At 59.7% G+C, this 20016-nt stretch carries 22 protein-coding genes; 7 read left to right on the top strand and 15 right to left on the bottom strand.

Features of this window, described 5'->3' with window-relative positions; genetic code table 11:
- Positions 1–105: 105 nt before the first annotated feature.
- From LPQ25_RS00205 to ivbL, 8 genes are all read right to left on the bottom strand, one after another.
- A complete protein-coding gene (locus LPQ25_RS00205) occupies positions 106–558 on the bottom strand; it encodes a DUF1198 family protein (protein ID WP_004901545.1) in 453 nt (150 codons plus the stop codon).
- A gap of 136 nt (positions 559–694) precedes the next feature.
- Positions 695–2086, bottom strand: a complete 1392-nt coding sequence (uhpT, locus tag LPQ25_RS00200; protein WP_002923280.1) for a hexose-6-phosphate:phosphate antiporter — start codon at positions 2084–2086, stop codon at positions 695–697.
- Positions 2087–2231: 145 nt separating this feature from the next.
- A complete protein-coding gene (locus tag LPQ25_RS00195; protein WP_004145056.1) occupies positions 2232–3560 on the bottom strand; it encodes an MFS transporter in 1329 nt (442 codons plus the stop codon).
- Between the two features lie 11 nt (positions 3561–3571).
- Positions 3572–5053 (bottom strand): signal transduction histidine-protein kinase/phosphatase UhpB, encoded by a 1482-nt coding sequence (uhpB, locus tag LPQ25_RS00190; RefSeq protein ID WP_004151519.1) that lies wholly within the window; start codon positions 5051–5053, stop codon positions 3572–3574.
- A 17-nt stretch (positions 5054–5070) separates the two neighbouring features.
- The gene (uhpA, locus tag LPQ25_RS00185; protein ID WP_002923282.1) at positions 5071–5664 is read right to left on the bottom strand and encodes a transcriptional regulator UhpA; all 594 of its coding nucleotides are present in this window, start codon (positions 5662–5664) and stop codon (positions 5071–5073) included.
- Positions 5665–5814: 150 nt separating this feature from the next.
- Positions 5815–6102 carry an acetolactate synthase small subunit gene (gene ilvN / locus LPQ25_RS00180; protein ID WP_002923283.1) on the bottom strand — a complete coding sequence of 96 codons (288 nt, stop codon included), beginning with the start codon at positions 6100–6102 and terminating at the stop codon, positions 5815–5817.
- A gap of 3 nt (positions 6103–6105) precedes the next feature.
- A complete protein-coding gene (gene ilvB, locus LPQ25_RS00175; RefSeq protein ID WP_004173858.1) occupies positions 6106–7794 on the bottom strand; it encodes an acetolactate synthase large subunit in 1689 nt (562 codons plus the stop codon).
- A 104-nt stretch (positions 7795–7898) separates the two neighbouring features.
- Complete coding sequence (ivbL, locus tag LPQ25_RS00170; protein ID WP_002923286.1) at positions 7899–7994, bottom strand: ilvB operon leader peptide IvbL; 96 nt, start codon at positions 7992–7994, stop codon at positions 7899–7901.
- 12 nt (positions 7995–8006) lie between these two features.
- Here ivbL and LPQ25_RS00165 point away from each other — a divergent pair, with 12 nt between their 5' ends.
- The 5 genes from LPQ25_RS00165 to emrD all read left to right on the top strand — a co-directional run bounded on the left by LPQ25_RS00165 (position 8007) and on the right by emrD (position 11545).
- Positions 8007–8174: a hypothetical protein gene (locus LPQ25_RS00165; protein ID WP_004150272.1), complete on the top strand. Its 168-nt coding sequence runs from the start codon at positions 8007–8009 to the stop codon at positions 8172–8174.
- 452 nt (positions 8175–8626) lie between these two features.
- A complete protein-coding gene (gene tisB, locus LPQ25_RS00160; protein WP_014906740.1) occupies positions 8627–8746 on the top strand; it encodes a type I toxin-antitoxin system toxin TisB in 120 nt (39 codons plus the stop codon).
- Positions 8747–8836: 90 nt separating this feature from the next.
- On the top strand, positions 8837–9283 hold the full coding sequence (locus LPQ25_RS00155; RefSeq protein ID WP_002923294.1) for a GNAT family N-acetyltransferase: 447 nt from the start codon (positions 8837–8839) through the stop codon (positions 9281–9283).
- 68 nt (positions 9284–9351) lie between these two features.
- Positions 9352–10185, top strand: a complete 834-nt coding sequence (locus tag LPQ25_RS00150) for a DMT family transporter (protein ID WP_004210704.1) — start codon at positions 9352–9354, stop codon at positions 10183–10185.
- A gap of 175 nt (positions 10186–10360) precedes the next feature.
- Positions 10361–11545, top strand: coding sequence for a multidrug efflux MFS transporter EmrD (gene emrD, locus LPQ25_RS00145; protein WP_004181587.1), 1185 nt, complete (start codon positions 10361–10363; stop codon positions 11543–11545).
- Positions 11546–11704: 159 nt separating this feature from the next.
- Here emrD and dsdC read toward each other — a convergent pair whose 3' ends face one another.
- Both dsdC and LPQ25_RS00135 read right to left on the bottom strand, forming a co-directional pair.
- Complete coding sequence (gene dsdC, locus LPQ25_RS00140) at positions 11705–12628, bottom strand: DNA-binding transcriptional regulator DsdC (protein WP_004150274.1); 924 nt, start codon at positions 12626–12628, stop codon at positions 11705–11707.
- Positions 12628–12762 (bottom strand): hypothetical protein, encoded by a 135-nt coding sequence (locus LPQ25_RS00135; RefSeq protein ID WP_041937800.1) that lies wholly within the window; start codon positions 12760–12762, stop codon positions 12628–12630. The genes dsdC and LPQ25_RS00135 overlap by 1 nt, the downstream gene beginning before the upstream one ends.
- A gap of 91 nt (positions 12763–12853) precedes the next feature.
- On the opposite strand from LPQ25_RS00135, the gene dsdX reads away from it, so the two are divergent.
- Both dsdX and dsdA read left to right on the top strand, forming a co-directional pair.
- On the top strand, positions 12854–14191 hold the full coding sequence (gene dsdX, locus LPQ25_RS00130; protein ID WP_004173855.1) for a D-serine transporter DsdX: 1338 nt from the start codon (positions 12854–12856) through the stop codon (positions 14189–14191).
- Between the two features lie 16 nt (positions 14192–14207).
- Positions 14208–15536 carry a D-serine ammonia-lyase gene (dsdA, locus tag LPQ25_RS00125; RefSeq protein WP_014906738.1) on the top strand — a complete coding sequence of 443 codons (1329 nt, stop codon included), beginning with the start codon at positions 14208–14210 and terminating at the stop codon, positions 15534–15536.
- Between the two features lie 3 nt (positions 15537–15539).
- Here dsdA and LPQ25_RS00120 read toward each other — a convergent pair whose 3' ends face one another.
- The 5 genes from LPQ25_RS00120 to LPQ25_RS00100 form a co-directional block, all read right to left on the bottom strand.
- A complete protein-coding gene (locus tag LPQ25_RS00120) occupies positions 15540–15962 on the bottom strand; it encodes a radical SAM protein (protein WP_002923302.1) in 423 nt (140 codons plus the stop codon).
- A gap of 74 nt (positions 15963–16036) precedes the next feature.
- Positions 16037–16399: a DUF202 domain-containing protein gene (locus tag LPQ25_RS00115; RefSeq protein ID WP_002923304.1), complete on the bottom strand. Its 363-nt coding sequence runs from the start codon at positions 16397–16399 to the stop codon at positions 16037–16039.
- On the bottom strand, positions 16389–16736 hold the full coding sequence (locus tag LPQ25_RS00110; protein ID WP_002923305.1) for a YidH family protein: 348 nt from the start codon (positions 16734–16736) through the stop codon (positions 16389–16391). The genes LPQ25_RS00115 and LPQ25_RS00110 overlap by 11 nt, the downstream gene beginning before the upstream one ends.
- Before the next feature lie 101 nt (positions 16737–16837).
- Positions 16838–18160: a 6-phospho-alpha-glucosidase gene (locus LPQ25_RS00105; RefSeq protein WP_002923306.1), complete on the bottom strand. Its 1323-nt coding sequence runs from the start codon at positions 18158–18160 to the stop codon at positions 16838–16840.
- Positions 18157–19779 carry an alpha-glucoside-specific PTS transporter subunit IIBC gene (locus LPQ25_RS00100; RefSeq protein ID WP_002923307.1) on the bottom strand — a complete coding sequence of 541 codons (1623 nt, stop codon included), beginning with the start codon at positions 19777–19779 and terminating at the stop codon, positions 18157–18159. The genes LPQ25_RS00105 and LPQ25_RS00100 overlap by 4 nt, the downstream gene beginning before the upstream one ends.
- Between the last annotated feature and the right edge of the window lie 237 nt (positions 19780–20016).

Below are 20016 nucleotides of genomic sequence, written 5' to 3'. Positions count from 1 at the left end.
CTTATCCGGCCTGCAAGTGACGAGTGAGGAAACCGTAGGCCGGATAAGGCGCAGCCGCCATCCGGCACACAAAAGCGATGAACCACAGGCCGGATAACAATGAGATCAGTGCAGCCAGTGCACGCCGTCTTCCGGGAGAAACAGGTCGTTGTAGCGCTGCTGTAGGTTATGTAAATCGCTCACATCCGGGTCCAGCTCGCGCAGAAAACCTTGCGCCAGGCGGATCTGCGCGTCGGTAATCGGCGCCGCTAATCGCGCTTTTTGCATCAGGCGATACCAGTAATGCAGGTTTTTTTCGCTGGCGTCGACAATCGCGACCTGCCAGATCAGCAGCACCTGGGCGGCGTTCTGCAGATGTGCTTCATTCGGCCGCTCCAGGTAACGCAAATACTCATTACCGGCGGTTTTTCCCAGCTGATCGATCATCGATTCCAGCGGGACAGGCGTGATGCCGAGGCGTTCGCTCAGGCGGCGGATCGCGCGGCGTGAATCAGAGGTAAGCACCCGAAATCCCACAACAAACACCACTACCAGGGTGGCCAGTCCTATCCAGATCATGCATCCTCTCATCCAATCGCAGCCTGACTATCATAATGGGAATTTGCCTGCTGTCGACTGTCGGACCTGGCATAATGCGCAAGAAATAAAAAAGCCCGGCGCGAAGGCCGGGCAAGGTTACCAAATACCTGGTGAATCAGGCGGTCTGCAAAATACGGTTCTTTTTCTCGCGGCGAATTTTACGCTCTTCAAAGATAGCCACGATGGCCATCAGGCAGATACAGCCGACGGCGGCGGCGTCCAGCGCCGCAAAGGTGCCGGCCCAGCCGGTCAGGCCGAAGACCGGGGTGCCGTCGGCGATCATCCCAAGACCCAGTTTGGCGAAGCTATCGCCGATCAGATAGGCGAAGGTGCCCTTGATTCCATCGGCGGCGCCGATCGCTTTTTTCGGTACGAAACCGACGGCGGCGACGCCGATCAACAGCTGCGGACCAAACACCAGGAAGCCCAGCGCAAACAACGAGGCCAGATAGACGTACTGGTTGCTGGCATGTTGGTAAACCCCGAGGGTGGCGATAATCAGCGCCAGCGCGATGCAGGCCACCAGCGCGCGGCGGCCGTTGGCCAGATCCGACAGCCAGCCCCACAGCAGCGTGCCGACCAGCGCGCCGACCTCAAACAGGGTAAAGCCCTGAATCGCCACCTCTTTCGACAGCTTCAGCTCCTGGAAGGCGTACACGGTGGACCACTGATCGATACCGATACGCACCACGTAGAGGAAGATGTTGGAGAAGCACAGCAGCCAGATCACTTTGTTTTTCAGCACGTACTCGACAAAGATCTGCCACTTGGTCATCGCATTTTCTTCGGTCTCTTTGTCCTCTTCGCTGATCGCTTCGCCAAACAGCTCTTCCGCCGTGCCGAGGCCGTAGGATTCCGGAGAGTCGCTACCGTAGCGCAGGCCGATAAAGCCAACGATCAGCGCAATAATCGACGGGAAGATAAACATGCCGATCACATGGCCGTCGAACAGATAGTTGGCGCCAAACAGCGCCACGCCCGCCGCGCCCGCGCCGCCGAGGTTGTGGGAGATATTCCAGAAGCCGAGGAAAGTGCCGCGTTTGCGTCTGGGCGTCCACTTGGTGATGGTGGAATAGCTGCACGAGCCGCCGGTGCTCTGGAAGAAACCGCTCAGCGCATAGAAGGCGATCATCAGGAACAGGCTGGTAGAACCCGCCCCCATGCTGGCGCTAAAGCCCAGCATACAGATGGCGGAGAGGATCAGCATAAACGGCAGGAACTGCTTGGTATTTTTACCGTCGGCATAATAAGAGACCAGCGTCTTGCCCACGCCGTAGGTGATGGAGAAGCCCAGGCCAATCATCCCCAGCTGGGTCATGCTCAGCCCGTAGGTGGAGATCATGTCGTTCTGCGCGATGTTAAAGTTCTTGCGGATCAGGTACATGGTCAGGTAGCCGATGAAAACCACCAGATAGGACTGCATGAAAGGTTTGAACCACATTTTGCGCCGCACATCGAGCGGCAGATCCAGGGTCGGCTTGCGCACCTGATTCAGAAAGGCCAGCATGGGTATCTCCTGAGCTGATTTTTTATGCCTGCGTAATAACCAGGCATTGTAAAAACCAGCGCGCCGTCTGGCCTGAGACGGCGTCCAGGTAAAACCGGGAAAATTTCTTAGTTTTGCCCCGTTCGCGGCGAAAGGGTGAGCTACATCACGCTTCGCTGGCGGTACGCGGCGCCTGCGCGTTTAAAAACGGCAGCAGCAGCAGCGCGGAAATGCCGGCGGCAATCGCAATCACCACGAAGAATCCGGTCCAGTGCCAGATATCCATCACCTGCGCCAGCGGCCAGCCGGAAAGCGAGGCGCCAAGATAAGCGAACAGGCCGACAAACCCGGTTGCCGCCCCGGCGGCTTCTTTATGCGAACATTCCGCCGCCGCCATGCCGATCAGCATCTGCGGGCCGAAAACGAAGAAACCGGTAGTGAAGAAGCAGGCCGCCTGCATGACATAGCTGGCGAACGGCATCAGCCACAGGCCGCCAACCGACAGCAAAATTCCGGCGGCGAAAATCAGGTTCATCGGCCCACGGTTGCCGTTAAACAGCTTATCCGAGCCCCACCCCGCCACCAGCGCGCCGATAAAACCGCCCAGCTCAAACATGGTCACCGCCGAGTTAGCGGTCACCAGATCGACGCCGAGCGTCTCCGACATATACAGATTGCCCCAGTCGTTAATCGCCGCCCGCACCACGTACACCAGCACATAGCACAACGACAGCAGCCAGATGTAGGGATTGGCCAGCACGTAGCGGGTCAGGATCGCTTTACGAGACATCCCAGCGCCTTCCTGCTGCTGGGCGATTTCCAGCGCATCGTGACGCCAGTCGCCCACGGCGGGTAACCCCACCGCCTGCGGGCGATCGCGCAGCCGCCAGCACAGATACAGTCCGGCGAGGATCGCCAGACAGCCGGCAATGGTCATCCCGGCACGCCAGCCGTAGTGCAACGCCGCCGCTCCCACCACCATCGGGATCAGCGCGCCGCCGACGTTATGCGCCGTATTCCATAGCGCCCACCAGCCGCCGCGCTCGGTCCGCGAATACCAGGCCGTCAGCAGTCGGGCGCAGACCGGCGAGCCCCAGCCCTGGAAGAAGGCATTCAGCGCCCACAGCAGCGCGAAAGCCCATAGTGAGGAAGAAAAACCGAACAGAATATTCACCACCCCGGTGGCGATAAGCCCCAGCCCCATAAAATAGCGGGCGTCGGAGCGGTCGCTGACGATACCGGAGAAAAATTTCGACAGCCCGTAGGTGATATAGAACAGCGTGGCCAGCAGGCCAATATCGCTGCGGGTCAGGACGTTGCTGGCGAGAATTTCCGGGACCGCGGCGTTAAAGCTTTTGCGGGTGAAATAGAACAGCGCGTAGCCCAGCCAGATGGTCAACAGGATATGGCGACGCCAGTAGCGATAACGCGCATCAAGTTCGCGTTTATCGCTAATCGGCGCAGCGTCCGGCGGGGCTTTTAAAAAGGCGAACATCGGCGATCCTCTCAGGCGTAACGCAGCGGTAGATTGACGCACACCCGGGTACCGTGGGTGCAGGAGATCGTCAGTGTGCCGCCCAGGGCGGTCACGCGCTCGCGCATGCCGGTCAGGCCGAACCCCTGCAGATTCGACCCCGGCGGCAGGCCGCAACCGTCATCTTCCAGCACCAGCATTAGTCGCTCATCCTGCTGCCAGCCCTGCAGAGTGACAGCGCTGGCGCTGGCGTGCTTGACGATATTATTCAGCCCCTCCTGGCAAACGCGAAACAGCGTCACGCGCTGGTTCTCGCTCAGTCCCGCCTCGTTAATCCGCCAGTCGAGATGGCTGACAATGCCGCGGTCCTCCAGCTCCATCTCGCGCATCAACGAACGTACCGCCTGCTCCAGCGGCAGGTCGTCGAGCTGACGCGGACGCAGACGGCCCAGCAGTCTACGCACCGAGTCGTAAACTCCCAGCGACAGCTGTTCTATCAGCTGACCGCTCTGGCGCACGCTGGCATTGTCCGGCGCCAGCCGCTGTACGATCCCGGCCTGGGTGCGGATCGCGGTGATGGTCTGGCCGATATCATCATGGAGCTCGCGGGCGACGTCTCGCCGCACGCTCTCTTCGGTCTCCAGCAGGCGTTCCGCCAGCCGACGATTACGCGCCAGCTCGCTTTGTAATGACTGGTTCAGCTCGCGTAGCCGCTGGATCCCCGCCCCCAACAGCAGCCCGGTGAGGCTCTGTGCCAGCAGGGAAAGCAATAAATCGACCGGGTGATCGTGCCAGGTCTGACTGGCAATCAAGGCGATAGCGTTCATCAGGGTGGCGATCAGCGCTCCCTGCCAGCCGTAGTGCCAGGCGAGGGCGATAATCGGCAGCGCCAGACAAAACGGGGTAAAGCGGGAGAGCTCGGCGGGCAGGCCAAGCTGCAGCCACAGGCTAATGGTGAATAACAGCAGATACCAGATCAGATGCCGCCCGCGCCAGTTAACCGGCTGCGCCACCAGCGCCGGCCCCAGCGGCCGCCAGACGGTGCTGGTAAGATAGTGCCAGAAAACCAGGCAGGTCGGCGCCAGCGTCAGGCCGCCGGTCAGCGTCAACAGCAGGGCGTTAAGCCCCTCGTCCCCCTCCGCCAGCCACGGCAGCGATTGCAGCAGCGCGGCGGCCATTAACGCCCCGCCCTGACGCAGCAGCGTCAGCCAGTCGCGCTGCTGCCGGTAGCGCGAGATCAACGCCACCGGCAGCAGAGTCAGCAGGCTTCCGGTCATCAAAATTATCGGGTGCGCCAGCGCCACCTCCTGCGCCAGCCATAAGATAAGCAGCCACTCGGTTCCCAGCAGCACTGGCCAGTAGCCGCGGGGGCATTGCAGCATTAACCCCAGCCGCAGGCCAAAGGGAAACAGCAGCACCGCTAAATCCGCGCGTTCCACCAGATGCAGACTGATGCTCCACAGGCAGAACCAGGCGGCCGCGAAGATAAAGGCGCAGCCGATGACCGACAGCAATCGTGAGACGACGGCCTTCATTGCCAGCTATCGAACATGCGGCGCGCCAGCTCAACGTCGTTGCTGACGCCCAGCTTTTCCAGCAGGTTGGCGCGGTGTACGTGGACGGTTTTCGGCGACAGACCGAGCTCGGCGGCAATCTCTTTCACCGCCATGCCCTGCGCCAGCTTTTCCGCCACCTGACGCTCGCGTTTGGTGAGTGGATCCTGGCGCCCGGCGGCCAACTTCATGGCGATATCCGGCGTGAGATAGCAACCTCCCGCCGCCACCGTGCGTACCGCGGCGATAAGTTCATCGGGGCTGCAGCGTTTCGACAGGAAGCCGCGCGCGCCGGCGTTCAACGCTTGCTCGATCAGCGCCGGGCTATCGTGTACCGACAACATGATGGTCGCCATCCCCTTCGGCAGCTGGCTGAGCAGCTCCAGCCCGGAAATATCCGGCATGGAGATATCGCAGATACAGACCTGCACGCCGCGCCCCGGTAGCCCCGTCAGCGCCTCGCGGCCGCTACCAAATTCGGCGACAACCTGAAAATCAGCTTCCAGCCCCAGCAGCTGAGCAAAGCCGGAGCGGACAATCAAATGATCGTCAATAAGGGCGATGGTGGTCATGGTGTGTCCTGGTGCCTGAAAACGCCGGATGGCGGCGTAAACGCCTTATCCGGCCTACGGATTCACTGCTTGTAGGCCGGATAAGCGCAGCGTCATCCGGCAAAGGCGCTTACCTTAGCGATAAGCGCGTGGCTGTTCAAGCCTTGAGCGCTATTCGAAGAACACCGCAATTTTGTTAAACATGGTGGGATCGGACTGGTTACGCGCCACTTTGGTGACATCTTCCAGCTTTTCAATCTGGCTAATCATCTGCCCCAGTCGCTGGTCATCATTTACCAGCAGCCAGATGCGGCTGTGTTCGCTGCCCTGAATTGGCAGACAGAGAATGCCTTCGACGTTAAACGCGCGACGGGCAAAAAGCCCGCAGACGTGGGTCATGACGCCGGGATGGTTGCGGACGGTGAGTTCCAGAATGACGTTATCACATTGTTTTTGCATGGCTTATTCCCCCACCATTTCAGTATTGGCCGCACCCGGCGGTACCATCGGATACACTTTCTGCTGTGCGTCGATGCGCACGTGGATCAGCGCCGGCCCCGGACGGTCGATAATCGCCTGCAGCGCCGCCTGCGGATCGACTTCATTATTTAAATCACAGGTTTGCAGGCCAAAACCGGCGGCAATCTGCATAAAGTTAATCATCCCCGGATAGGTGGCGGCAAAAACGCCCTGCTGATAGAACAGGCTCTGCTGCTGATGCACCAGCCCCAGCGCTTCGTTGTTCAGCAGAATAATTTTGACATCCAGCTGATTTTCGGCGGCGGTGGCCATCTCCTGAATATTCATCATCAGGCTGCCGTCGCCGGAGAAGCAGATAACCTTGCGCTGCGGATTCGCCAGCGCCGCACCGATGGCCGCCGGCAGGCCGAAGCCCATGGTGCCGAGGCCGCCGGAGGTCAGCCACTGGCGCGGACGATTGAGCGGGTAGGCCTGCGCCGTCCACATCTGGTGCTGGCCAACGTCGGTAGTGATGATCGCTTCATCATCCACGCAGGCGGCCACGGCGTTAATCAGGCCGTAATGGGAGAGCGGGTCGCTTTCCTGCGGGATGGCGCAGGGGAATTCGCGCTGCAAGTCGGCCACCAGCTGGCGCCATTCCTCGCGCGGCTGCGCCTCAATCTGCGGGTTCAGCTGGGCTAAGACTTCCGCCACATCGCCCTGAATCGCCACGTGCGGTTGCTTAATTTTGCCCAGTTCGGCGCGGTCGATATCGACGTGGATAATCTTCGCGTTCGGGCAGAACTGCTCGGTCTTGCCAATCGCCCGGTCATCAAAACGGGCGCCTAAAACAATCAGTAAATCCGCCTCCTGCAGAATGAAGTTGGTGCTGCGCGCGCCGTGCATCCCCAGCATCCCCAGCGACAGCGGGTGCGCCTTCGGCAGCATGCCCAGCGCCATTAAGGTCATGGTGGTCGGCAGGTTGGCTTTTTCCGCCAGCTCACGGATCGCCTGCGGCGCGTTAATCACCCCGCCGCCCAGATACAGTACCGGGCGTTTCGCCGCGTTGATCATTGCCGCCGCTTCACGCACGCTTTCAGGCGCGAATGCCGGTGCCGGGGCGCGCTCGCCAGGCTCAGGCAGCGCTTCCAGCTCAATGGTCGCCGACTGTACGTCCTTAGGAATGTCTATCCACACCGGCCCGGGACGCCCGGACTGGGCAATACGGAAGGCGTCGCTGATCACCTGCGGCAGCTCGGCAATGTCGCGCACCAGATAGTTATGTTTGGTGATGGGGATAGAGATGCCGTAGGTGTCCACTTCCTGGAAGGCGTCGGTACCGATCATCGAGGCCGGTACCTGGCCGGTGATGCAGACCAGCGGAATCGAATCCAGGCGGGCATCGGCGATCGCCGTCACCAGGTTCGTCGCCCCCGGGCCGCTGCAGGCCATACAGACCGCCGGCTTGCCTTCGGTACGCGCCATCCCCTGGGCGATAAAGCCCGCGCCCTGCTCGTGGCGCGCCAGGATGTGGCGGATCTGCGTGCTCTGGCTTAAGGCATCGTAGATAGGCAGGATGGAGCCGCCCGGAATGCCGCTGACCATAGTGATACCCTGGCGCTCCAGTAAATGAACAACCAGCTGCGCGCCGGTAAAGCGCATTGTGTTTGATGTGGTGCCCGAACTTGCCATGCTCCAGTCCTTTTCTTCTGGGCCGACTTTACCGGGGGGCTCGCCAACAAAAAACCCCGCTCGGTTTGCGCCGGCGGGGTTTGGAATTCGTGTTGTTCCGGACCCTACGGCGCATTGCCGACGACGACCACCACAGACACGACGACCACCGCGGCTGGCGCGGTTTTTAGTAGGGTCGAAGCGATCAGGGTTGCGTTCATTAGGGACCTGTTGTGTCGAAAAATAAGCTGAATTTATACAAACACAGGTTTTACGTTTTCACAATGGATTTATTTTCATCCACGAAAATTTGCGCGAAAGATCACAGTTCGGCGCAAAAGGACAGAAAACAAAAAACCCCGCCGGAGCGAGGTTTTTATCAGCATGGTTACAGGTGGTAGCCGCAAGCACACTGTATTACGTCAACGCCAAAAGTATACGCGATCGCTGCAGTTCGCGCAATTTAAGGTCGGTTTTTCTCTGTCATAGAGTATGGATGAGAGGGGCGGATTTGTCCAAAAAATACTGTTCATCCATACAGTATTTATCTATACTGGGTGTGTTCACTTTGTGCCATTCGGGGGCCGCAAGTTTGACCGGCGCAACGAAGTCCTGGCTGAAACGGGTGGTGCCGTCAGTGCCTTAACCCCGAGAGAGCACACTGTGTTACGTCAACAACGTGCAGTCACTGGCCCGCGCGGCAACGCGTGGCTCAGCGCTGCGCACCCCTGTCGTTGCAGGCGGCGGGCCGGGAAGCCGTTCATGGAAAGGACGAACTATCGGCCAGGGCAGACGCCGCCGGCGACAGGCAGGGATAAGCTGGCAACGGGCAGCGGAAAGGTACGTCAGCTTATTGTGCTCCTTAACCACAGGAGACGCGCGTATGGGCGGAATGGATATTATTATTTTGATCCTGAAACTCATGGTTGCTGTGTTGCAACTACTTGATGCATTCCTGAAACAGTTCCGCTGATTCAGGTTCAAGTCGCACCTGAGGGGGGCGGTAAACCGCCCCCCTGCAGGCGCCCGCCGGGCGTCCCGGGATGACTTGATGGAGGAAGCTATGCCACCCCTGTTAATTGCCGCCACGACGCCGGATGCCCCGGGGTTCGCGGCGCTACGAATTGAAAGCCTTGAACAGCATTTCAATATGCTGCGCCGCCTGGCGGAAAACTGGCAGAGCGGCAAAAACCGCTTTAACGCGCCGGGCGAAACGCTGCTGGGCGCCTTCGTCAACCACCAGCTGGTAGGGGTATGCGGCATCAATAGCGATCCCTTCAGTCCGCAGCCGCGGGCCGGGCGCATTCGCCACCTCTACATCAGCGAACGCTACCGCCGCCGGGGCATCGGCCAGCAGCTGCTGGTCTCGGTTATCACCCACTCCAGCGCCTGGTTCGACTTTCTCAACACCCATGCCCCGGCGCAGGCCTGGCCCTTTTATGAAAGGCTTGGTTTTCGCCCGGTGTACGATGAACCGCGGGTGACGCATCGCCTGTTTTGTTCGCTTTAACCCCCCGCTGGCAGGCAGCGCGGGCGCGTGTTACATTCCGGTGACCTTCACTGTTGAACCTGTCTGCGATGACCCTCACCGTATTCTGCATTTTGCTGTTCGCCGCCCTGCTGCACGCCAGCTGGAACGCTATCGTCAAAGCCAGCGGCGATAAAATGTACGCGGCGATCGGCGTCAGCGGCTCGGCCGCGCTGATCGCCCTGGTGATGCTCCCCTTTGCCCCACAGCCCGCGCTGGTCAGCGCCCCCTATCTGCTGGCGTCGTGCGCGTTACAGGTGGTGTATACGGTGCTGGTGGCGAAGACCTACCAGGTATCGGATATGAGCCAGACCTACCCGCTGATGCGCGGCACCGCGCCGCTGCTGGTGGCAGCCATTAGCGTCATTTTTCTTGGCGATCGCTTATCGCCGCTGGCCTGGCTGGGCATCGGCGTCATCTGCCTGGCGATACTGGCGATGGCCTTTAACGGCCGCGCCAGCTCGCGCAAAGGCATCGTGCTGGCGCTGATCAACGCCTGCTTTATCGCCGGTTATACGCTGGTGGACGGCACCGGCGTCCGGCTGGCGGGCTCGGCGCTGGGCTACACCCTGTGGACCTTTTTTATGAACGGCTTCTGCCTGCTGTGCTGGGCGATGGTGGCGCGACGGCGTGAGGCCAGTCGTTATTTACGTCAGCACTGGAAAAAAGGCATCCTCGGCGGGATCGGCACCATGGGCTCCTACGGCCTGGCGCTATGGGCGATGACCCAGGCCCCGCTGGCGGTGGTCGCCGCGCTGCGTGAAACCTCCATTCTCTTCGGCGCGCTGATCGCCTTTATCGTCCTGAAAGAGCAACTGATGCCGCTGCGCATCGTGGCCGCCTGCGGGATTGCCGCCGGGGCGATCCTCCTGCGCCTGGCGTAGCCTGAGATGGCAACATTAGTTGCCGTTCCTGTTTACATAATCTGCCTGGAATTCCCTCAACAATCGGCACTTTGCAGTTGTTCTGTCATTTTAATATGGTAGATTCCTCCATCGTTTACGGGATGTGCCAGTCACATATTCTTCATTTCTCTTTACTCACAAAGTATTCATCGACATGAAACGGCATAAGAACTTCAATTTGTTGTTGATGCTGGTACTGCTGGTGGCCGTCGGCCAGATGGCGCAGACCATTTATATTCCGGCCATCGCCGACATGGCGGTCGCGCTGAACGTCCGCGAAGGGGCGGTACAAAGCGTGATGGCGGCCTACCTGCTGACCTACGGTATTTCACAGCTATTCTACGGCCCGCTCTCTGACCGCGTCGGTCGCCGCCCGGTGATCCTCGTCGGGATGTCGATTTTTATGCTGGCGACGCTGGTAGCTATTACCACCCATAGCCTGCCGGTGCTGATCGCCGCCAGCGCCATGCAGGGGATGGGCACCGGGGTCGGCGGCGTGATGGCGCGTACCCTGCCCCGCGACCTGTACGAAGGCGCTCAGCTGCGTCATGCCAATAGCCTGTTAAATATGGGTATTCTGGTCAGCCCGCTGATTGCGCCGCTGCTCGGCGGCATCCTCGACACCCTGTGGAGCTGGCGCGCCTGCTACGCTTTCCTGCTGGTCCTGTGCGCCGGGGTGACCTTCAGCATGGCGAAGTGGATGCCGGAAACGCGTCCGGAAGGGGCGCCGCGCACCAAACTTCTGGCCAGCTACAAAACGCTGTTCGGCACCGGCGCCTTTAACTGCTATCTGCTGATGCTGATCGGCGGCCTGGCGGGGATTGCGGTATTCGAAGCCTGCTCCGGGGTGCTGATGGGCGCGGTGCTCGGCCTGAGCAGCATGGCGGTGAGTATTCTGTTTATTCTGCCGATCCCGGCGGCGTTCTTCGGGGCGTGGTTTGCCGGCCGGCCGAACAAGCGTTTCCCGACCCTGATGTGGCAGTCGGTGATCTGCTGCCTGCTGGCGGGTCTGATGATGTGGATCCCAGGGCTGCTGGGCATCATGACCGTCTGGACCCTGCTGGTGCCTGCGGCGCTGTTCTTCTTCGGCGCCGGGATGTTGTTCCCGCTGGCCACCAGCGGCGCGATGGAGCCGTTCCCGTTCCTCGCCGGAACCGCCGGGGCGCTGGTGGGCGGCTTGCAGAATATCGGCTCCGGCGTGCTGGCCTGGCTGTCGGCGATGATGCCGCAAACCGGTCAGGGCAGCCTCGGCCTGCTGATGATGCTGATGGGCCTGTTGATTCTGCTGTGCTGGCTGCCGCTGGCCTCGCGCTTCACCCACCATCAGCAGCCGGTATAAGCGCGGCGGTGGTTCCCCGGATGGCGGCTGACGCCTTATCCGGGCTACCGGACTGGTCGTCTGCCGGCCCGCGCAAGCGCAGTGCCGTCATTTTGCCGGGTGGCGGCGCACGCCTTACCCGGCCTCCCTAACAACTCCGAGGGATAGCCCGGCTCTTTTTCAGGTCAGGCTATGCAGCCACTCGATAAAGGCGTCGATTTTCGGCCACTGGCGGCCCGGCAGGGTGGTCACGTAATAATGCTGATGGCATTTCAGCGTCATATCGCCGAACGGCGCGATAAGCTCGCCGCTCTCTAACCGCTTCTGCACCAGCCGTTTACGCCCCATCGCTACCCCGACATGATTCATCGCCGCAATCACCGCTAAATCAGAACGATCGAAGCCAATGCCCGACGATTGCGGCAGTTCAATCCCAAATTGCTGTGCCCAACTGAACCATTCATCGGTGCCGGAATCATTGCTCCATGCCTGGCGATCGTGAAGCAGCGTACAGTGGCGCAGACTGGCAGGATTTGACGTTAACTGCAGCTGGCGGGCGTAATACGGCGTACATACCGGCACGATCGCCTCATCCATCAGAAAATGGTGGCTTAGCTGCGACGACGGCGCGTCATCAAAATAGATTGCCAGATCGATACCCGCCCGCTGCAGGTTGACGTTATCGTTGCCGGTCAGCACGGTCAGCGAGATGGCCGGGTAGCGGCGACTGAAATCCCCCAGCGCCGGCACCAGCCAGCACTGGGCGATAGAGGGCCGCGAGTAGACCGTCAGACTGCCGGAGAGCTCCTGGTTTTTGATGTCCAGAATCTCCTGATTGAGACCATCCAGCGACGCCTTCAGCGCCCAGTAAACGCGCTTCCCTTCACGCGTCAGCTCCACTTTGCGGTGCGAGCGGACAAAGAGCTGGATCCCCAGCTCCTCTTCCAACTGATTAATCCGGTGACTGACGGCGCTTGGGGTGAGCGCCAGCTCGTCGGCGGCAAGGGCGAACGACTCGTGCCGCGCCGCCACCTCAAACGTCGACAGCCTGGAGAGTTGCCAGCCGTTCAGCAACCGGGTACCTAAGGTTTTTAGCACATCCATTATGCGCTCCTGGCGATAAAAGGGAGTCTGGATGATAAAAAAATAACGCCGGAACTTCCGCTAAAGGATGATTTAATTTGACCCATAGCATATTTAGAGGTCACTTTTAGAGCTAAATCACCTTTTTGATTCAATCTGGCTCATCTGAAAGGTCATTTATATCGTTTGTCAGCCCATGCCGAGTTTCTGTTCAATAACCACACGTTACTTACGGCGAGGTGGGATATGGAATCGCAAATTTGGGTTGTGAGCACATTGCTGATTAGCATCGTGTTAATTGTATTAACCATCGTCAAACTGAAGTTTCATCCGTTTCTGGCGCTGCTGCTGGCGAGCTTTTTCGTCGGTGCGATGATGGGAATGGGCCCGCTGGAGATGGTCAACGCCATTGAGAGCGGGATCGGCGGTACGCTGGGCTTCCTGGCGGCGGTGATCGGTCTCGGCACCATTCTCGGCAAGATGATGGAGGTCTCCGGCGCGGCGGAGCGCATCGGCCTGACGCTCCAGCGCTGCCGCTGGCTGTCGGCGGATGTGATTATGGTGCTGGTCGGCCTGATCTGCGGCATTACCCTGTTTGTCGAAGTCGGGGTGGTGCTGCTGATCCCGCTGGCATTCTCCATCGCCAAAAAAACCAATACTTCGCTGCTGAAGCTGGCTATTCCGCTGTGTACCGCGCTGATGGCGGTGCACTGCGTGGTACCGCCGCATCCGGCCGCGCTGTTCGTGGCGAATAAACTGGGGGCTGATATCGGGACGGTTATCGTCTATGGCCTGCTGGTCGGTCTGATCGCCTCCCTGGTCGGCGGCCCGCTGTTCCTCAGGCTGCTCGGCAACCGCCTGCCGTTTAAACCAGTGCCAGCCGAGTTTTCCAACCTCGACGTTCGCGAAGAATCGACGCTGCCGTCGCTCGGCGCTACGCTGTTTACCGTGCTGTTACCGATTGGCCTGATGCTGGTGAAAACCGTCGCTGAACTGAATATGGCGAAAGGCGGCACGCTGTATACAGTGCTGGAATTTATCGGCAACCCCATCACCGCGATGTTTATCGCCGTCTTTGTCGCCTATTACATGCTCGGCATCCGTCGGCAAATGGGGATGGGCGTTCTGCTGACTCATACCGAAAACGGCTTTGGGTCCATCGCCAACATCCTGCTGATTATCGGCGCCGGCGGCGCATTCAACGCGATTTTGAAATCCAGCGGCCTGGCCGATAGCCTCGCGGTGATCCTGTCGAACCTTGATATGCACCCGATTTTGCTGGCCTGGCTGGTGGCGCTTATCCTGCACGCCGCCGTTGGCTCCGCCACCGTGGCGATGATGGGCGCTACCGCCATCGTTGCCCCGATGCTGCCGCTTTATCCCGGCGTAAGCCCGGAGATCATCGCCATTGCCATCGGTTCCGGCGCCATTGGCTGCACGATCGTCACCGATTCCCTGTTCTGGCTGGTAAAACAGTACTGCGGCGCCAGCCTCAGTGAAACGTTCAAGTACTACACGACAGCGACATTTATCGCGTCGCTACTTGCACTGGCCGCCACCTTCCTGCTTTCTTTCATCATCTAAGCGAACGAGACGTAATATGAAAAACGCTGACCTGACCACCTTAACCGCGACCTTCCCGCTTGTGCAGGATCTGATCGCCCTGAAAGAAACTACCTGGTTTAACCCGGCAACCACCACCCTGGCGGAGGGGTTGCCTTACGTCGGTCTGACCGCCGACGATGTGCAAGACGCCCATGCCCGCCTTCAGCGCTTCGCGCCCTATCTGGCGGCAGCCTTCCCGGAAACCGCCGCGAGCGGCGGGATTATCGAATCAGAAGTGGTTGCCATTCCGGCAATGAAACGCAGCCTTGAGCAAAAATTCGGCCAGCCAATTAGCGGCGAACTGCTGCTGAAAAAAGACAGCCATCTGCCAATCTCCGGCTCAATCAAAGCGCGCGGTGGGATTTATGAAGTGCTGACCCATGCGGAAAAGCTGGCGCTGGAAGCCGGGCTGCTGACGACCGCAGACGATTATCGCAAATTGCTGACGCCGGAGTTTAAACAGTTCTTTAGCCAGTTCAGCATCGCCGTCGGCTCCACCGGCAACCTTGGGATGTCGATCGGCATCATGAGCGCGCGCATTGGTTTTCAAGTCACGGTGCATATGTCCGCCGATGCCAGGGCGTGGAAAAAAGCCAAACTGCGCAGCCACGGCGTAACGGTGGTTGAGTATGAAGAGGACTATGGCGTGGCGGTCGAACAGGGGCGCAAGGCAGCGGAATCCGATCCGAACTGCTTTTTCATTGATGATGAAAACTCACGCACGCTGTTCCTCGGCTATGCCGTAGCCGGCGAGCGCCTGAAGGCGCAGTTTGCCAAAGCAGGGCGCGTGGTCGATGCCGATCACCCGCTGTTCGTCTATCTGCCGTGCGGCGTCGGCGGCGGCCCCGGCGGCGTGGCATTTGGCCTGAAGCTGGCCTTCGGCGACCACGTTCACTGCCTGTTCGCCGAACCGACCCATTCGCCATGCATGCTGCTCGGCGTCTATACCGGGCTCCACGACCAGATAGCGGTGCAGGATTTAGGTATTGATAACCTGACCGCGGCCGACGGTCTGGCGGTCGGCAGGGCGTCCGGGTTCGTTGGCCGGGCAATGGAGCGCCTGCTCGACGGGTTCTATACCCTTGACGACCAGACGATGTATGACATGCTGGGCTGGCTGGCGGCAGCGGAAAATATCCGCCTTGAACCCTCCGCGCTGGCCGGGATGGCCGGAGCGCAGCGGGTCTGCGCCAGCAAAGCGTACCATCAGCTGCAGGGGCTGAGTGAGCAACAGCTGCAGCAGGCCACCCACCTGGTGTGGGCCACCGGCGGCGGCATGGTGCCGGAAGAGGAAATGGCGCAGTACCTGGCGAAGGGGCGCTAATCTTTAGCGCAGCAGCGGCATCAGCGCCTCTGGTGGCCGCTGCTGTCGTCGCAGGTCCCGCATCACTCGCATATAGGGCCCGCTAAAATCGTAGAACTGCCGGTAACCCGCGCACAGCGGGTCTTCCTGTTCGCCACAGCGGCACAGGCGCAGCCACGGGCAGCCGTAGCAGGTGCTGTTGGCCGCCGGCGCGCCTGGCTGGGTCAGCGTCTCCCCACACCAGGCGCTCAGCGTCTCGCTAAACAGTAAAATATTGATGCGCCCAATATCTTCCCGCACCCAGCGGTGAAAGACTGCGCAGAGAAACTCTCCCCAAAGCGCGGCGTCGCCGGCCGCCAGCTGCGGAATAAAATGGATAGCGGTGAGCCCCTGTTGACGAAGCTGTGCATAGAACGCCTGCGGTTGATGGCAATGATGCGCCTCCACCACGACAGCCTGAAAGGGAGTGTCATGTTGCTGGCCGGGGGCATGAGTGAGAGGCAAATTCGCCGGACATCCTGTCATGACATATCCCTAATGAATAAAACGATCGGTTGAAGGTGAGTAACAGCAAACAGGAATGCCAGAGAAAGTACTGCGAGTGCGATCAAAAATTTGTCACGAACCGCCCGCGGCTGTAAAAAATCGCTATCGTCGACATCCATCAGATGACGACGGCGGGTATAGCCCCAGAGGATCACCGCCACAATCGCCAGCACGCCGATCGACAGCCAGAACGGCAGGCCGGCGCGGTGCCAGCTGTGCTTAATCGCCAGCGCCATCAGCGCGCCGTAGCCCAACAGGGTGCGAAACCAGGCCAGCGAGGTGCGCTCTGGCTGAAGACCGGGATCGCTTTCCCGCCGCGCCCGGCGTTTATCCGCCATACACCACCAGCAGCATCACCGCGGCCACCACCGCCAGCAGCAGAATGCTAATTACCAGCAGCGTGCGGGTATAGGGAAGGTCCTGCTTGAGACGCATCGCCTTCTCGTTATTCAGCCAGCGCAGATAGCCATAGATGGCCATGCCGCCGGCAAAGAGACACAGCAGCAGGGCGAGAATTTCACGGATCAGCGGCGTGGCAAAGTCCGGCGCTAACTGGTCAAGGCCGACGCCGGCGGCGAGAAAACCGAGCGCCGTGCGGATCCATGCCAGAAAGGTGCGTTCGTTAGCCAGCGAAAAGCGGTAATCCGGCGCTTCGCCGAGGCGGGAGATTTTCATTACAGTTCCTTGTTCATCGCGCTGCAGGCTTCAGCATAGCGTAAATCAGGAACCGGGGAGAAGAACCGGCGCCCCGCAGGGCGCCGGTAGTACAACGGGGATTAATGCAGCTCAGGCCAATAATCTTTGTTGGCGGCAATGAGGTCGTCGAGGATCGCTTTCGCCACCGAGGCGCTCGGCACGGTTTTCGACAGGGTAATCGCCTGCCACAGCTTGTGGTACGAGCGCTGTTCCCAGGCATCGACCACCAGTTTTTCCACTGCCACCTGCTGGCTCATCAGCCCTTTCTGGAAATGCGGGATGTCGCCGACCGTCAGCGGCTCCGGTCCGTTGTGGCCTACCAGACAAGGGATCTCCACCATCGCGTCGGCGTCAAAGTTATGGATCGCGCCATTGTTCGGCACAATCAGCAGCATCCTTTCCTGCGTGTTAAAGGCGATAGCCGTCGCCAGATCGACGATATAGGAGGCATGCTCGTCAATCTCCAGATCGCCGGCGGTGGATTTCCCGGCGGCGATGATCGCCCGGCAGGCGCTGAAGACGTTTTTCTCCCGATGATCCATCACCTCATTGGCGCGGGTGCGTTCCGGGTTGGAGTGGGCTACCACATAGTCCGGGAACAGATAATATTTCAGGTAGGTATTCGGCATGGTCTGCGGATCCAGCGCCTGCACATCTTTCGCTTTGGCAAAGGTGTCGTTCCAGCTGGCCTCGGTGTGCGGATCGTTCGAGGGCGGCACATAGCCGTATTTCGCCACATATTCGCGCAGCTTCGGCATCAAATCATTGCCGTCGAGGTCCTCAATCGACGTCCACCAGCCGAAGTGGTTGAGGCCGTAGTAGCGCACGCGCATCTGTTTACGGTCTTTGAGGCCGACAATCTGCGCCATCCGCCCTTCAATGCCGATCGGCATATCGCAGATGTTGAGGATTTTGGCGTTCGGCCGCAGACGACGAGTGGCTTCCGCCACAATCGCCGCCGGGTTGGAGTAGTTAAGCATCCAGGCGTTCGGCGAATATTTTTCCATATAATCCACCAGCTCCAGCACGCCGCCGATAGAGCGCATACCGTAGGCGATCCCACCCGGTCCGCAGGTCTCCTGGCCCAGCACGCCGTGGCGTAGCGGGATTTTCTCATCTTGTTCACGCATCGGATATTTCCCGACGCGGATATGCGCCATGACAAAATCAACATCGGTAAACGCCGCCTGCGGATCGGTGGTATAGCTGAACTCAATCTCCGGCGCCTGCTCTTTGAGGATCACTTTGCACGCCTCGGCGATGGTCTCCTGGCGCGCGCCGTCGTTGTCATAAAATTTCAGCGACCGCAGCGGAAAACGATCCTGGTTTGCCAGCAGCATCAGGACAATGCCCGGGGTGAAGGTGCTGCCGCCGCCTGCGATAACAACTGAGAATTTTTTCATGATACTGCCTCCGTCATGGTGGTATGTTCGGTCGAAAGAGAATCTTTCATCAGGTTTTCCAGCTGGTCGCGCACCTGGGGAACGTGCAGGCCGACGATGACCTGAATCCCGTTGCCGCGGCGTACTACCCCGTGGGCGCCCAGCGCTTTAAAGACATCGTCACTTTGCGTTTTCGCCATATCGACCAGCGCGATGCGCAGTCGGGTGGCGCAGTTGTTGATGCTTTCAATGTTGTCGGCGCCGCCGAGGGCCTGCAGGAAGCCAGCGGCCTGACCCAGCCGGGTCTCTGGCGCGGCGGCGGCCGTGGTTTTACCTCGTGCCGCCTGGTAATCGGCCTTGCTGTAGAGCTTGATTTCGCTCTCTTCCCTGCCAGGCGTCTTCAGGTTCAGACGCAGGATCAGGGTACGGAAGACTACGAAGTAGAGGGCGGTGAAACAGAGGCCGATGCCTATCTGAATGAACATCATCGAAGCGTGGTGATGGAACATTGGGATCCAGTTTTGCGGCAAGAATTGATCGAGCAGGCCGCCGCCGAAGTTGCCTACTACCCCGCAGATGTACATCACCGTCGCCATAGTCGCCGCCAGCACCGCATGAACGGCGAACAGCAGCGGCGAGATGAAGAGGAAGGTGAACTCCAGCGGCTCAGTGATCCCGACCAGCATCGCGGTCAGGGTGGCGGGGATCAGCAGTCCGGCGACCTTGACGCGGTTTTCCGGCGCGGCGGTGAAGTAGAGCGCCAGCGCAATCCCCACCGACCCAAACACTTTCGAGTTACCGTGCAGGGCAAAGCCGCCCTCCGGGAACAGCGTCTTCAGCGGTTCCGTACTCTGACTGAACGCCTGCAGATGCTCTGCCCAGTAGACCTGCAGTCCGCCCTCCACCACCGCAGGGCCAAAGATGAACGGGCCATAGACGAAGTGGTGCAGGCCGGTGGGGATCAGGATGCGCTCAAGGAAGATGTAAACCCACACCCCAAGCGCCCCGGCTGAGCGCAGAAAGGCCTGCAGCGATTCAATACCCAGCTGGACCTTTGGCCAGCCGAGCAGGGTCAGCCAGGCGCAAGGGATCATCGCGAGGAAGGCGACAATGACCACAAACGATGAACCCTGAAAGATGCCGAGGAATACCGGCAGGGGTTTATCGAAATAGCGATTGTGCAGGGCCGTCACCAGACCGGAGATGACGATGGCGCCGATAATGCTGGTGTCGAGGGTTTTAATCCCGGCAATCATCGTCAGGCCGCTGCCGGCCGTGGGTTCAGCGGAAAAATCGACGCCGAAGAAGTGGCCCCAGGTCATCCCCATGGCGTTGATAAAATAGTTCCAGGTGAGAAAGCTCACCAGCACCGCCAGACAGGCCCGGCCCTGGGCCTGTTTCGCCAGGCCGATCGGCAGACCGACGGCGAAAATCAGCGGCATATTACGAAAGACGGTCCAGCCGCCCTCCTCAATGATGTGAACGATCTGGGCAAACAGGCTGTCGGGTGCGGTCAGCGCTTCGCCGACGAACATCGGGTTGCGCAGCATGATGGCGATACCGACCACGATCCCGGCAAAAGGAAACAACAAAACCGGGGTAAACATGGCGCCGCCAAAGCGTTGTATTTGACTGAGCATTGGGAAATCCTCATGTAACAACTCGTAGGGTGAGTGGCCTTCTTTTTCTTGATTACCGGCCTGACTGGAGAATAAAAATTTGCCCGTCCGACAACATGCCGCGCCGTTGCGATTCGTGATCCCATTCATGGTTTTAATTTGGCCAAAGTTGTCTACTTCGATAACAAAAGTTAGACATCGATAAGTCAGGCATCGAAATTAACTAAATGAATGCTTCTTAATCGATTGTAATTAAAC

The sequence above is a fragment of the Klebsiella sp. KPN54798 genome (assembly GCF_021184225.1).
GTDB classification, from domain to species: domain Bacteria; phylum Pseudomonadota; class Gammaproteobacteria; order Enterobacterales; family Enterobacteriaceae; genus Klebsiella; species Klebsiella pneumoniae.
Note: the sequence above shows the minus strand (reverse complement) of the source record. Positions and strands in the feature narration are given on the sequence as shown.

Coding starts and splice junctions, on each gene's coding strand:
- LPQ25_RS00205 (WP_004901545.1), bottom strand. CDS start 558: ATGATCTGGATAGGACTGGCCACCCTGGTAGTGGTGTTTGTTGTGGGA.
- uhpT (WP_002923280.1), bottom strand. CDS start 2,086: ATGCTGGCCTTTCTGAATCAGGTGCGCAAGCCGACCCTGGATCTGCCG.
- LPQ25_RS00195 (WP_004145056.1), bottom strand. CDS start 3,560: ATGTTCGCCTTTTTAAAAGCCCCGCCGGACGCTGCGCCGATTAGCGAT.
- uhpA (WP_002923282.1), bottom strand. CDS start 5,664: ATGACCACCATCGCCCTTATTGACGATCATTTGATTGTCCGCTCCGGC.
- ilvN (WP_002923283.1), bottom strand. CDS start 6,102: ATGCAAAAACAATGTGATAACGTCATTCTGGAACTCACCGTCCGCAAC.
- ilvB (WP_004173858.1), bottom strand. CDS start 7,794: ATGGCAAGTTCGGGCACCACATCAAACACAATGCGCTTTACCGGCGCG.
- ivbL (WP_002923286.1), bottom strand. CDS start 7,994: ATGAACGCAACCCTGATCGCTTCGACCCTACTAAAAACCGCGCCAGCC.
- LPQ25_RS00155 (WP_002923294.1), top strand. CDS start 8,837: ATGCCACCCCTGTTAATTGCCGCCACGACGCCGGATGCCCCGGGGTTC.
- LPQ25_RS00150 (WP_004210704.1), top strand. CDS start 9,352: ATGACCCTCACCGTATTCTGCATTTTGCTGTTCGCCGCCCTGCTGCAC.
- emrD (WP_004181587.1), top strand. CDS start 10,361: ATGAAACGGCATAAGAACTTCAATTTGTTGTTGATGCTGGTACTGCTG.
- dsdC (WP_004150274.1), bottom strand. CDS start 12,628: ATGGATGTGCTAAAAACCTTAGGTACCCGGTTGCTGAACGGCTGGCAA.
- dsdX (WP_004173855.1), top strand. CDS start 12,854: ATGGAATCGCAAATTTGGGTTGTGAGCACATTGCTGATTAGCATCGTG.
- dsdA (WP_014906738.1), top strand. CDS start 14,208: ATGAAAAACGCTGACCTGACCACCTTAACCGCGACCTTCCCGCTTGTG.
- LPQ25_RS00115 (WP_002923304.1), bottom strand. CDS start 16,399: ATGGCGGATAAACGCCGGGCGCGGCGGGAAAGCGATCCCGGTCTTCAG.
- LPQ25_RS00110 (WP_002923305.1), bottom strand. CDS start 16,736: ATGAAAATCTCCCGCCTCGGCGAAGCGCCGGATTACCGCTTTTCGCTG.
- LPQ25_RS00105 (WP_002923306.1), bottom strand. CDS start 18,160: ATGAAAAAATTCTCAGTTGTTATCGCAGGCGGCGGCAGCACCTTCACC.
- LPQ25_RS00100 (WP_002923307.1), bottom strand. CDS start 19,779: ATGCTCAGTCAAATACAACGCTTTGGCGGCGCCATGTTTACCCCGGTT.